At 36.9% G+C, this 13564-nt stretch carries 9 protein-coding genes, 1 other RNA gene and 2 pseudogenes; 2 read left to right on the top strand and 10 right to left on the bottom strand.

Annotated features, from left to right (window positions below; genetic code table 11):
- Window positions 1-155: 155 nt before the first annotated feature.
- The 7 genes from alaS to RK02_RS02440 all read right to left on the bottom strand — a co-directional run bounded on the left by alaS (window position 156) and on the right by RK02_RS02440 (window position 8656).
- On the bottom strand, window positions 156-2798 hold the full coding sequence (gene alaS / locus RK02_RS02465) for an alanine--tRNA ligase (protein WP_016182659.1): 2643 nt from the start codon (window positions 2796-2798) through the stop codon (window positions 156-158).
- A 290-nt stretch (window positions 2799-3088) separates the two neighbouring features.
- On the bottom strand, window positions 3089-4144 hold the full coding sequence (locus RK02_RS02460; protein ID WP_016182658.1) for a DUF7278 family profilin-like fold-containing protein: 1056 nt from the start codon (window positions 4142-4144) through the stop codon (window positions 3089-3091).
- Between the two features lie 294 nt (window positions 4145-4438).
- Entirely contained in the window at window positions 4439-5785 is a 1347-nt protein-coding gene (locus RK02_RS02455) for a DEAD/DEAH box helicase (protein ID WP_016182657.1), read from the bottom strand.
- A complete protein-coding gene (locus RK02_RS02450) occupies window positions 5782-6981 on the bottom strand; it encodes a THUMP domain-containing class I SAM-dependent RNA methyltransferase (RefSeq protein ID WP_425387158.1) in 1200 nt (399 codons plus the stop codon). Before RK02_RS02450 ends, RK02_RS02455 begins: the two co-directional genes overlap by 4 nt.
- 175 nt (window positions 6982-7156) lie before the next feature.
- Window positions 7157-7525, bottom strand: an RNA gene (gene rnpB / locus RK02_RS12030) — RNase P RNA component class B.
- 22 nt (window positions 7526-7547) lie between these two features.
- Window positions 7548-7964 (bottom strand): cell division regulator GpsB, encoded by a 417-nt coding sequence (gene gpsB / locus RK02_RS02445; RefSeq protein ID WP_016182655.1) that lies wholly within the window; start codon window positions 7962-7964, stop codon window positions 7548-7550.
- Between the two features lie 143 nt (window positions 7965-8107).
- Window positions 8108-8656 carry an SLOG family protein gene (locus tag RK02_RS02440; protein ID WP_016182654.1) on the bottom strand — a complete coding sequence of 183 codons (549 nt, stop codon included), beginning with the start codon at window positions 8654-8656 and terminating at the stop codon, window positions 8108-8110.
- Between the two features lie 58 nt (window positions 8657-8714).
- Here RK02_RS02440 and recU point away from each other — a divergent pair, with 58 nt between their 5' ends.
- A complete protein-coding gene (recU, locus tag RK02_RS02435; protein ID WP_016182653.1) occupies window positions 8715-9332 on the top strand; it encodes a Holliday junction resolvase RecU in 618 nt (205 codons plus the stop codon).
- Complete coding sequence (locus RK02_RS02430) at window positions 9325-11619, top strand: PBP1A family penicillin-binding protein (protein ID WP_016182652.1); 2295 nt, start codon at window positions 9325-9327, stop codon at window positions 11617-11619. The genes recU and RK02_RS02430 overlap by 8 nt, the downstream gene beginning before the upstream one ends.
- 50 nt (window positions 11620-11669) lie before the next feature.
- Here the strand turns inward: RK02_RS02430 and RK02_RS02425 are convergent.
- The 3 genes and pseudogenes from RK02_RS02425 to RK02_RS02415 form a co-directional block, all read right to left on the bottom strand.
- Window positions 11670-12080, bottom strand: a pseudogene (locus tag RK02_RS02425) (endonuclease III domain-containing protein); the annotation flags it as partial.
- Window positions 12081-12487: 407 nt separating this feature from the next.
- Window positions 12488-12730, bottom strand: a pseudogene (locus RK02_RS02420) (endonuclease III domain-containing protein); the annotation flags it as partial.
- An 88-nt stretch (window positions 12731-12818) separates the two neighbouring features.
- Complete coding sequence (locus RK02_RS02415; RefSeq protein ID WP_016182649.1) at window positions 12819-13517, bottom strand: DnaD domain-containing protein; 699 nt, start codon at window positions 13515-13517, stop codon at window positions 12819-12821.
- Window positions 13518-13564: the final 47 nt, after the last annotated feature.

The raw sequence follows: 13564 nt of genomic DNA, 5'->3' as shown, positions 1-13564 counted from the left end.
AAAAAGCATCGATTGAAAAAGAAAATAAAAACAGGAGAGAAAGTCATCGAAAAAATAACTTCCTCTCCCATCGACTTAATTGCCAACAACACTAGTTGACAAAGAACCTGACTTTTGAGTCAGCCCCTTTTTACTTTGGAGTAAAAATGCTTATTTTACGCGTTAGCTAAATATTCAGCGACAGCTGTTAAAGCGTCTTGAATACCTTCAGGGTTTTTACCACCGGCTTGGGCCATATCTGCACGGCCACCACCGCCACCGCCTACTTTAGGTGCGATGGCTTTGATTAAATCACCTGCTTTTAAGCCTTTAGCAAGTCCAGCTTCACTAATTGCTGCTAGCAATGAAACCTTTCCATCATTAGCAGTAGCTAAAACTAACACATCTGAAGTTGCTTTTTGTTTCCATTGGTCCGCTAATTGACGCAATTGATTCATATCTTTGACTTGAACCTGGCTAGCGATATAACTATAACCATTGCTTTCTTTGACCTCGGTAAAGATATCTGCGGCTTGTTGATTCGCTAATTTGCTAGCTAAAGATTCATTTTCTTTTTGTAATTCACGTAATTGTTGTTGTAATTGTTCTACTTTGGTCACTGCATTTTTGACTTGTGGTGCTTTCACTAAATGAGCGACTTCTTTTAGTAATTGTTCTTGTGCATCTAGTAATTCATAAGCTGCCTTACTTGTAACGGCTTCGATACGACGGACACCTGCACCAATCCCTGATTCAGAAACAATCTTGAAGATACCGATATTTTCAGTATTTTCAACATGATTTCCCCCACATAATTCAATTGACCAGTCAGCAACATTGACCACGCGCACAAATTGACCATATTTTTCACCGAATAAAGCCATTGCCCCCATCGCTTTGGCTGAATCAATATCCGTTTCAACTGTAACCACTGGTAATGCTTCCCAAATCTTTTCATTAACGATGCGTTCCATTTGAGCTAATTCTTCTGGCGTTACTTGACCAAAATGCGTAAAGTCAAAACGTAAATGATCTGGAGTAACTAATGAACCTGCTTGGTTTGCGTGGCTGCCTAGCACTTCTTTTAAGGCTTTGTGTAGAAGGTGCGTAGCCGTATGGTTTTTGATAATACGTTGATGTCTTAAAACATCGACAGCCAAATGATATTGCATGCCTACAGAGATGGATTGACGTAGGTTCACAGTGTGTAAGAATTGACCATTTGGTGCTTTTTTCACATCAAGTACTTCAGCAACAACTTGTCCATGCGCATCAATAATTTCACCAGTATCAGCAACTTGTCCACCCATTTCAGCATAAAATGGTGTTTGATCAAAAATTAATTGAACTTGCCCTTCATCTGTGCCATCAACAAGCTCCTCATCTTTAATGATGACTAATAATTGCGCATCACTTGTTAAAGTTTCATAACCAACATATTTACTTTCTACTTTAATATCCGTTAGTAGTGAAGATTGCACACCCATGGATAATTCTTTACTACGTGCTGCACGTGCACGCTCTCTTTGTTCTTGCATTTGTGTTTCAAAGCCTTGATGATCAATCTTAAAGCCTTCATCCATTGCGATTTCTTCGGTTAATTCTACTGGGAAGCCATAAGTATCATATAGGCGGAAAATATCCGTACCTGGTAAAGTATCTTGACCCTCTGCTTTTAATTCGCCCATTACTTGATTTAAAATAGCTAAACCTTCGTTAATGGTTTCATGGAATCGCTCTTCTTCCGTACGAATAACTTTTTCAATGAAGGCTTGTTTAGCTAAAACTTCTGGATAATAGCTTTCCATAATATGACCAACAACCGGTACTAAACGATATAAAAAGGCTTGTTTGATGCCTAATTTTTGGCCATGCATCACTGCTCGACGTAATAGACGACGTAAAACGTAACCACGGCCTTCATTAGATGGTAAAGCACCATCCCCAATCGCAAAGGATAACGCACGAATATGATCGGCAATCACTTTAAAGGAAATATCGGTTAAGGCACTTTCACGGTAGTTTACTTGCCCACTAATGTTTGCTACTTCTTCAATGATTGGCATGAAAAGATCCGTTTCAAAATTGGTTGGTGCATTTTGCACAATTGAAACCATCCGTTCTAAGCCCATCCCTGTATCAATGTTTTTATGTGGTAATGGTTCATAAGTATCATCTGGTTTATGATTAAACTCAGAGAAAACTAGATTCCAAATTTCTAAATAGCGTTCATTTTCGCCACCAGGGTAATTTTCTGGATCATCTTCGGCCACATTATTAAATTCTTGCCCACGATCATAGAAAATTTCAGTATCTGGACCACTTGGACCGGCACCAATATCCCAGAAGTTATCTTCAATTTCTACAATATGATCTAATGGTAAACCTACTTCCTCATGCCAAATACGTTTAGCTTCCGTATCTTTTGGATAGACCGTAACATATAATTTTTCTGGATCAAACGCCATCCATTCTGGTGAAGTTAAAAATTCCCAAGCCCAATGAATCGCTTCAGGTTTGAAGTAATCACCAATTGAAAAATTACCTAACATCTCAAACATTGTATGGTGACGAGCAGTCTTCCCTACGTTTTCAATATCATTGGTACGAATTGACTTTTGAGCATTGGTAATGCGTGGATTTTCAGGTACGATAGAGCCATCAAAATATTTTTTCAAGGTAGCTACCCCTGAGTTAATCCATAATAATGTTGGATCGTTAACTGGAACTAATGAAGCACTTGGCTCAACCGAATGACCTTTAGATTTGAAAAAGTCTAAAAACATTTGTCGCACTTGTGCACTAGTTAATTGTTTCATTATTCAACCTACTTTCTAAAATTTACATAAAAAGACACCACTGCATGCAAGGACGAAACCGCGGTACCACCTTGCTTGCAATGATGTCTGATCATTACCTCTTTCATCCTATTAACGCTAGGAAGACGTTGATATTTCTATCAATTATCTAAAGGGAGCAGATTATCCCATTCATTTTCTACTCTCAGCAATGTAGAAATTTCTGTGATGAAGCGGAGATAAACTATAATCCTTTACCTAAATAGTATAGAAAATTCAACTGCGCTTGTCAATTCTAGTGCAGTAAAATTTTATGTTAATTGATCAATAATAATCGCTTTTCTATATAAATAATCTTTTGGTGATAGCACTTCTTGTTTCGCCAATATCTTTCTTGCTCGATAATAACTCGACAATGGTAAATAATCCAATAACGGTACATGACAGTTCGTCCATTTATCTTGCTTTAATTGATTGCCGCTCGTAATCTCATAGCGCAGATTATTTCCAGCAAAAGATAAGCCGAACATATTCGGTTTACTAACCAAGCGATGTGTCTGATTTTGCCAAAAACTATGATCTTCAACTAATTCATTTCCCCATCTAAAAAGACGTCTAGTGGTTGCACCAACCGCATATTCCCATTGGTCCTCATCAAGCAATTCATAAACTTGACTTTGTAATTCTTTTTTCAGTTCCTCTTGCGTACAAACCTGATGTGTATAGACTGTGTAAGTTTCTTCTTCAGGATTTAATACGGCATAGAATTGATTTTCTTGAAAAATCTCACCAGGAAATTCAAAATTCAAAGAGGCCTCAAAGGTTTGTGGCGCCTGCAGATAGCTTAAAATATCCTTTTCGATAATTGCATAAGCCTCAACTGAGCCAACAAACTCACCAGTCACTGCATGCAGCCGACCGATATATTTACAACCAGTTGGTATAGGATACTTTTGAACAAGCATTGGTGGTATATCTACCTGACGCAAACTGGAAGTAGATTCATTCACAAAGGTATCCCACTCTTCAGTAGTCTCAAGTCCATAATTCTTGATATAATCCTCGACTCTTTGGTTCATTAGCAAATTCTTCTTATCCCAATAAAATGCAGGTAGAGGCTGTGTGCCAGAATCCCAACCTAATATAGCGCCTTTTTTCCCGGGTAAAAAAACAAATGGCTCATCATCTAAATTTACCTCAAAAGTTTCACACTTTACACCAGCTAATTCAAATTGACTTAAAGTAATGTTACTTACCCGTCTTAAAGGACTAACAAAGTATAATAAAACCTGACTAAATAAATCACGTTTTGTTTTTGAAGAGTAATTTTTCCAATTGGACCATTCTAGTGCTTCTAAAGTATTCAAACCTATCCCTCCTACCAACAATATTTTTCTTTTATAGTATAGCATGTTTTAGGAAAATTCTGAAAATATTTTTCTAAAAAAAGAAATTTTTCACAAACAAAAAGTCGCTATACTTAACTGTTTGGTAAGTAGCCTACTTGGAAAATTTGACTTGATGTTTGAAAAATACTTTCCTTCCATGTTCACACAGCGAAAAACACTCAAATTTTTGCGATTCTATACAAATCGCTACACAACCTGATAAAAAATGACTTATCAATCGGAAATTGGGCCCATTGATAAGTCATTCTGACATTAAATGCTTGAGTTTTTCTTGTGTTTTCTAGCCGAACGAGTCTTTTGACGACGCTCCATTTTCCGTTTTTGTTTATTGGTTTTTTCGATTTCCCATTGAATTTTTTTCTTATAACCAGGCTTAATTTTTTTCTTTTTCTTTTTGACTAAACCGATAAGTGTTGTATCTAATTCATCTGCCTTCTTTTCACGTTTTTGACGACGATTGCGGTCATAAGAATCGATAATTTCGTCATTTTTGATTTCTTTTGGTACAAACTGAATACCCAATTGTTCAATAGCAGCGATTTTTTGTTCATCACTTGGCTCATAAAGGGTAATTGCAGTGCCGGCTAATTTATTTCGACCTGTACGCCCTACTCGATGAATAAAGAATTCCAAATCATCAGGAATCTCTACGTTAATCACGTGCGAAACCCCTTCAATATCAATCCCACGTGCTGCTAAATCTGTAGCAACTACATATTGATATTCCAAGTTTTGGATTTGCTTCATGATTCGTTTACGTTCTCTTGGCATGACATCCCCATGAATTTTAGCAACATGCAAATCCTTATCACGTAAAAACTGGGTAATCTCGTCAACTTTTTGCTTAGTATTAGCAAAAACAATCGCTAAGTATGGATGACCGATTGTCAATAACTGGTAAACTAATTGATTGACATTTTTGCCTTTTGTTGAAATTAACCAATTATCGATGGTTTCAGAAATAACCGTTTTGGGTTGAATCTCTTCAATCAGTGGATTATCCATATATTTTCTTAAAAATGGTCGTAATTTCTCCGGTATGGTTGCCGAGAAAACGAGCATTTGTAGTTTTTCCGGTAGACGTGAGGCAATTCGATCGACATCGGCTAAAAAGCCTAAATCTAAAGTCATATCCGCCTCATCCACTACCATCGTATCAGCAGTATACACTAATAAATCCTGCGACTGAATTAAATCAAGAATTCTACCTGGTGTACCAATGACAATGTGAGGTTGCTTTGTCTTTAATCGTTCAATTTGACGTTGTTTATCCGTACCTCCAACAAAGTTCATAATAGAAATCTCATCTTCAGCAAATTCAGCTAATTGTTTCGCCGCTTGATAAATCTGAGTAGCTAGCTCTCGACTTGGCGCTGTAATGACTGCTTGTACTTCTTCTTTAGCCAAATCTAAACGATTAAAAATAGGTAGTAAAAAAGTATGGGTTTTACCCGTACCTGTTTGCGATTGACCAACAACACTGCGCCCATTTTGGATAACCGGAATTAAGCGTTCTTGCACTAAGGTTGGTTCTTTAAAGTTTTTATCAGCGATTGCTGCAAGTAAATACGGTGCCAATTGAAATTGTTCAAATGTCATTTTCTCACCTCTTTTGTTGCTTCTTGATTGCGTGGTGGTCGTTTCCCCCAATATTGGAATAAATCCGTACGCAAAGCCCCATTATATAATTTTCTTTTTTTCGTTGCTTTTTGGCCATAAAATTCTTCAAAGGCCAAATCACTGGTTAAAATATACTTACTCCATGTATCCAATGGGTGAAAAACCTGACCCATTTCATGATATAATTGACGAACTGAATCCTGTTCGCCCAAACGCTCACCATATGGTGGATTCGCTACAATCACGCCATATTCTTTATCCGTTTTAAAATCTTTCACGGCTTGTTGCTTAAAGGTAATTGAATGAGAAAGTCCGACTTCTTCGGCATTCGCCTTAGCAATCTCAATCATTTTGCCGTTGATATCCATCCCTTGAATGTCTAGTTCAATATCATAATCAGCAGCCGCTTCAGCTTCAGCTCTAACTTTTTCAAAAATTTCTGAGCTGAACCAATCCCAATTTTCGCAAGCAAAAGAACGATTAAAACCAGGTGCAATATTATGACCGATTAACGCAGCTTCGATACATAGTGTACCTGAACCACAAACAGGATCAATAAACGGCCGATCTTTACGCCAATTCGTTAACATAACTAAAGCCGCAGCCATATTTTCCTTTAAAGGTGCTCCCCCTTTATCAACACGGTAACCTCTTTTAAATAAGCTCGGCCCCGTCGTATCTAAAGTAATCATTACCTGATCTTTTAACAAGGCTACTTCTAACTGAAATAAAGCCCCTGTTTCAGCCAATGGGACATGACTGGGACGATGATAATATTCACGCAAGCGATTGACAATGGCTTTTTTAGTAATTGCTTGACAATCAGAGACACTAAACAACTTAGATTTGATGGATTTACCTGCAACTGGAAAGGCAGCATCTAGCGGCAAATAATCTTCCCAAGGTAAAGCTTTTACCTGTTGGAATAATTCTTCAAAGGTTGTCGCCTTGAATTCGCCCACGACAATCTTCACCCGATCAGCTGTTCTTAGCCATAAATTTGTCTTAGCGATTGTTTCCAGCGTCCCTTTAAAACGCGCACGACCATTTTCGACCTGACATTCAATCCCCATTTCACGTAATTCCTTACCTACCAACGCTTCTAAGCCACTAGCAGCGGTAGCAAGTAAATTAAACGTTTGATTTTGATTCACACTTTTCACTTCCTTATCCATATAATATGATTCACTTTAACTGAGTACTAAACAATTAAATAATCCTTTATTTATCCATTTTTTTATTCGTAGCTGACTTAGCTATTTTTCATTCCAATCAATCAGCTATTTATTGCTAAACGAAAAAAAGGCTGAACGAATTGTTGATCAGCCACCTTCCCTGATTATTGTGATTTTCTATAAGCCATGTTTTGTCCAATCCTTTCCAGGGTAATAAAAGGATTTGGATAATCATCTATCTGCAATTATATTGCCCCTTTGACCCGTTCATTTCCGTTCAAAAGGCGCCCCTACCATTGTTTGGGTTGCTCGCTCGAGGGGTTTACCGCGTTCCACCAATTAAATTTCTTCAACTGCTTCGTCACTGTGGCACTTTCAAGAATACTCTAGCATAGATTGCTCCTTAGCTATTTTTTCTGCCGTTATAGCCTAAACTATACCTTAGCTTATTGTTTCGCTAAGCACGAACACTACAAGCATCGCAGCTTGTGCGAGCATGGACTTTCCTCAGAACACCTAATGTATTCCGCGATTATCCGAAAACCACAAATTCATTTTCATTTCGGTTAGAATAAACGTGTTTTGTCTAAATCGTCTTCTTTATTTGCTTGGGTATAATTTTGACTTAAACGATTTAAATTCGCTACACTATCAACTGAAACCTCTTGATCTAATTTTTTACCGAAAACCTCTTTTTCTAAATTAGAAAGACGTTTTAAAATATCAAAGTTTGTGACCGTTTGACTCTTTTGTGTTTCTGGTTGAATACGTGACATCACTGCCTGACTCTTATTCAGTTGATTAATCTTTGCGTTTAAACGATCATTTTCTTCTTGTAAGGCAAGGATTTCTTTATTAAAAGTTTCGTAATCCTTCATGATATTATCTAAAAATTCATCCACTTCATCCGGATCGAATCCACGCATTTTCACTTTAAATTCTTTGTTAAAAATATCAATTGCTTTATAATTATATGTTGCCATGATTTTCACCTCAATAAAAATATCCACACTTCACTTTTCATTTTATATAAAAAAAATAAGAAAAGCAAATAGAATCATGGAATTTTCCATCCTTTTTCATAAAATTTTAACGAAAACCAAAAACTTGTAACTAAAAAGTTACTTCAATCCATCAAATTTTGATAGCTAAACTCCTGTAATTCTTCCATTCCCACTAAATATACCTGTTTTCTTCCTCTGATTTTAGTAAATTCTTTAATTATAAATTGTGCTTTACCCGGATAGTCTTCATCATAGATTGCCCATAACAAGTCTGTATACTGAGCCAAAAATTGAGTGTGATTAGCGAATTGACTCGGATGCTCATATGGCTTTTGACTAACATAATTCACATAATCGGCCTTAGATAAAACACTAGTCAGCAAACTTTGATTGCTTTCATTCCACTGGCTACCAAATTCTTTAAAGGGTAAAATGACAGCTAAATTTATCGTATAACCTGATTGCTTCAGTTCTAAAACCATCTCGGCAGCCCATAACTCAATTCCTAAATTGCCGCCAATAACCACCCATTCCAAACCATTTTCTAGCAATTCTATTAAAGATTGTTTAATAAATTTATAAAGCAGTGATAATTTTGGATCTTTTGCTTGAAAAATTCCTAATTCAAAACTACGATATCCAGTGATAGTAATTATTTTTTGATTTTCCATCTAGACTTTTCTTTCTATTTTATTTTTTGATATAATGGTAACTAGGAGTGTGATCAAAATGATTTTTCATTATCCTAATGGAAAAGTCTATCATAAATCTCAAGTAAATGCATCTACCCAACTTCAAAAGGCGAATACCTTTGCGAATCGTGGAATGAAGTTTGAAGAAGCAATCAACGAGAGCAACCGTTACTATCTCAATCACGATATTGCGGTAATCCACAAAAAACCTACACCCGTTCAAATTGTACAAGTGGACTACCCAAGACGGAGCGCAGCCGTGATTAAAGAAGCCTATTTCAAAGAAGCTTCAACTACAGACTATAACGGGGTTTATCGTGGATATTATTTGGATTTTGAAGCAAAAGTTACCCAAAATAAAACTTCTTTTCCATTAAAAAATTTCCATCAACATCAGATTGACCACATGAAAAATTGTTTAAAACAAAATGGACTTTGTTTTGTTTTGCTTTATTTTAGTTCATTAAAGCGTTGTTTTTATTTAGACAGTGCTTCTTTGATTGATTTTTGGGAAAATCCAGAGAAAAAATCGATTCGTCTTGATGAACTTGAACAATTAGCAATTGAGATTCAGTTAGGCATTGCCCCAAGAGTCCCTTATCTTATTGCGGTGGATCAATTTATTACAAATAAAGGAGATACAACTCATGGCTAATAATCAACCTTCGAGAAAAGGACGGCATCAACAGTCTACGCATCGTAAAAAAACTATTCCTAAAAAGAAAAAAAGTGGACATTTTTTTGGTAAGCTTTTCGGAATCGTTTTTGGTGTGGGGATTCTTGCCTTTTTATGTGGCTTAGGTTTATTTATTTTCTATGCTAAGGATGCGCCTGAATTAAATGAGCTTTCACTAGATGCAACCGTTTCTTCTAAAATTTATGCTGCAAACGGTGAGGTTATTACTGACATCGGTTCTGAAAACCGTGAAAAAATATCCTCCACAGAAATTCCTAAATTATTAGAAGATGCAATTGTTTCCGTTGAAGACAAACGATTCTATCGTCACATTGGTATTGATCCAATCCGAATTGTTGGTTCAGTAGTGGCAAATGTCCGTTCGGGTGGCTTGCAGGGTGGTAGTACCCTAACGCAACAATTGATTAAATTATCCTATTTTTCAACAAAAGCTTCTGACCAAACGCTTAAACGAAAAGCACAAGAAGCCTGGTTAGCTGTCAAATTAGAGCGCGAGAAATCTAAGCAAGAAATTTTGACCTATTATATCAACAAAGTCTACATGTCAAATGGGGTTTATGGCATGCAAACGGCAGCCAAAGCATTTTATGGTAAGCCATTAAATGAATTAAATTTACCACAAACGGCGCTACTTGCTGGTCTGCCTAATGCACCGACACTTTATGATCCATATGCACATCCTGATCAAGCCAAAAAACGCCGAGATATTGTCTTGTTAACAATGATGCAAAATAAAAAGATTTCCAAAGCTGAATATGATCAAGCCGTTAATACACCAATCAATGACGGTCTACTGGCTACTCCTGCTAATCAAAATCAAGATTGGAAATATTATGACAACTACATTAAACAAGTAATTGAAGAAGTTAAAGAAAAAACTGGCAAAAATATTTATACCGATGGCTTGAAAGTCTATACCAATCTGAATATGGATGCACAGAAAAAATTATATGATATTGTGAATTCGGACCAATATGTCAACTATCCAGATAGCAATATGCAGGTAGCAGCTACCTTGATGGATGTCAATACCGGGAAAGTCCTAGCCCAAATTGGTGGACGTAATATTCCAGCAGGTACGATTTTAGGTTACAATTTGGCCGTGAGTACCGCTCGTGACTTTGGTTCAACGGTAAAACCAATTACCGATTATGCGCCAGCATTTGAGTATCTTAAATATTCAACCGGTAAAATGATTGATGATGCTCCTTATACTTACGCGGGTACAAATATCCAATTAAAGAACTGGGATAATCAGTATTATGGTTATATGACCTTGCGCAAAGCCTTATATCTATCACGAAACGTCCCAGCTGCGAAATTATTTGCAGATGTTGGCGTTAAAAATGTGAAGAAATTCCTGAGTGGTTTAAATATCGAATACCCGGAATTACAACAGTTCAACGCTATTTCAAGTAATAGTGGCACACAGGATGGCACGAAATATGGCGTATCAAGCTTGAAAATGGCCGCAGCCTATGCTGCCTTTGCTAATGGCGGAACTTATTATGAACCACAGTATGTCAACAAAATTGCTTATCAAGATGGTTCAGAACAAACCTTTGACGCAGAAGGAACCAAAGCAATGGAAGCAACCACTGCCTATATGATTACAGATATCCTCAAAGATGTAATTACTTATGGAACAGGGACAAATGCAGCAATAGAAGGCCTATACCAAGCTGGCAAAACGGGAACCTCTAACTATACTACTGAAGAATTAGCAAATATCGATGATTCGAATGGGGCTTATCCAGATATCTCTTTTGTAGGTTATACCCCAACTTATTCGTTAGCTGTTTGGACTGGTTATAATGATCGTAAAACACCAATAACAGATGATTCAACCCATGTTGCTACTGATGTTTATCGTGAATTGATGACTTACTTAACACAAAATGATGAAAATACTGATTGGAAAATGCCTAGTGGCCTAGTTCGCTATGGTAGAGAATTATATCTAAGCAATTCAAAAAGTTATTCTAATGCCAAAAAAAATAGCTATTCAGTTACAAGCGAGTCATCATCTAGCAGTAGTGTTGCCGAAAGCAGCAGTAGTAGCAGCTCCTCAGAGGCAACCGTTACTGAGGAACAGACTACTGAATCAAGTGAAGAAACGCCAGTTGTCACTCCGCCGAACAATCAAAACGGCGGCAATCAACAAAATACCGGTAATAATGGAAATGGTAACGGGAATACCAACAATCAAACAAATAATAACGGGGGGACCCCTCCTCAAAACTAAATAAAAAAGATACCCTTGCATCCATCTTGAATGCAGGGTATCTTTTTTTATTAATGTAGATTAAGGCGTGCTTTGCCCTCTTTACAATAAGTCAACACCGGACATTGGTCACACTTTGGACTACGCGCAGTACAGTGATAGCGTCCAAAGAAAATCAAGGTATGATGCGATTGGACCCATTTACTAGCCTCGATTTTTTTCATCAAGATTTCTTCAACCTTAGTCACTGAAGCATCTGCTGGGACAATATTTAACCGTTTAGTAACCCGTTCAACATGGGTATCAACGGCGATAGCTGGTATGCCAAAAGCTTCTCCCGCAACCACATTCGCTGTCTTACGACCTACTCCGGGTAATTCAACTAATAATGCTTTGTCTCTAGGTACTTCACCTTGATACTTAGCTAATAACATCTGCGCACAAGCTTTGATATTTTTTGCTTTATTTCGATATAACATGATCTTCACAGCAAATCGCAACTTTGCTGCAGTCTTACTGAATCAATAAATGACTCTAGCAGACCTCTAATATTTTCATATTAGTTGAGACTATTTCTTCAGCCAATTCTCCCATTTTAGGTAAATTGGCGCTACATTTTTCTTCCACCCTTGGCTTGTGGCTTTACTTCTCCTCGAGAGAATAGTCGTTGAAGGTTTCCCTTATACAATCTTTGTACTTAGGGCATTCCCTGCTAAAGACCCATTATCTAAAATACTTAGGTTATTGACCATATATCATCCTAGCGATTTTTTCTGCTTTCGCACCAGGCAGCTTGTCGTTTCCAACTACTGTTTCGGTGGCTAGGCTTTAGGGCTTCAAAGCAATTAACGTAGCGTTTATACCAATTACTTGATATAAAGGGCTTCTACCCAATCGATTTTATATGCAAAATTATATCATCCAACTCAGCTTTAGCTAATGCTTGCGCAGTTGGATAATGTTTAAAGAGTTCAGGTGTTACCTTATTCACTGCAACATCAGTCGTTTGTGCGCTCAAGATTACAGCAATCAACAATTGAAAAGGGGTTTGATAGTTTAGTTCACATTTGGCATTTGGAAACATATCATACATAATTGCCAAAACTTCCTGTGTTTTTTGCTTACTGAGCATTCCTTTTGACTATCGACCACTTCGATAGTCCTTCACCTCCTATTTCTCTTTTAGATTATATCTACTAACTAGCTATTCATCACTTAGCTTAATCATTATCTTCAAGCCAATTATGTAAAGAAATCTTCGGTAATGTTTTAGGAACAGCTTGTGTAGACTGATTTTCAACATACCTTTGCTTTCTAGCCTTCTGCTCATTAGCAACTTGCTGAGCGGTTTTAATATTCTTTCTCTCCCAGCTTAACAAAATACGATCAATATAATTTAGACTATAAACCTGATTAATGACCGCTTCTTGCAAGGCTAAATAAATCAACTCTGTACCATAGTGGTCTTCATCAATCCATTGATTAATCCGTTGAAATTCAATGGATGATAAAGGCCTGCCAAACTCTTCTTCAAAATGGCGAAACAAAGCCTGGGTTTTTTGTTGATTATTTTGACTTACTTGCTTTTGTTCTTTTTGTAGTAACCATTGTTCAATTTTGGCATACATCGGCGAAAAATCATACATGTCGGTTTTCTTGCCTTGCTCATCGGTATGTTGGACAATTTGAACGAGCTGTTTTTCAATCAATTGATTCAATTGATGGTATAATTGACTACTCGTCCAGTTCAACCTTTGTGCCAATAATTCTAAATTTGGGAATCGCTCCCCTTTTTGTTCAAAACGTGACAATTGTAACCAAAGTAAAAATTCTTCATTGGTCATCCCTAGTTCATGATAATAATCAATCACTAAATTACTAACGGTGGTATGTCCCATAGAAAAGTATTCTTTTAACATCTACTTCACTCTTTCGATAAAAAAAGATGGAATGTCTAGTCAACTAA

The organism is Enterococcus columbae DSM 7374 = ATCC 51263 (assembly GCF_000406925.1).
GTDB classification, from domain to species: Bacteria; Bacillota; Bacilli; order Lactobacillales; family Enterococcaceae; genus Enterococcus_E; species Enterococcus_E columbae.
Note: the sequence above shows the minus strand (reverse complement) of the source record. Positions and strands in the feature narration are given on the sequence as shown.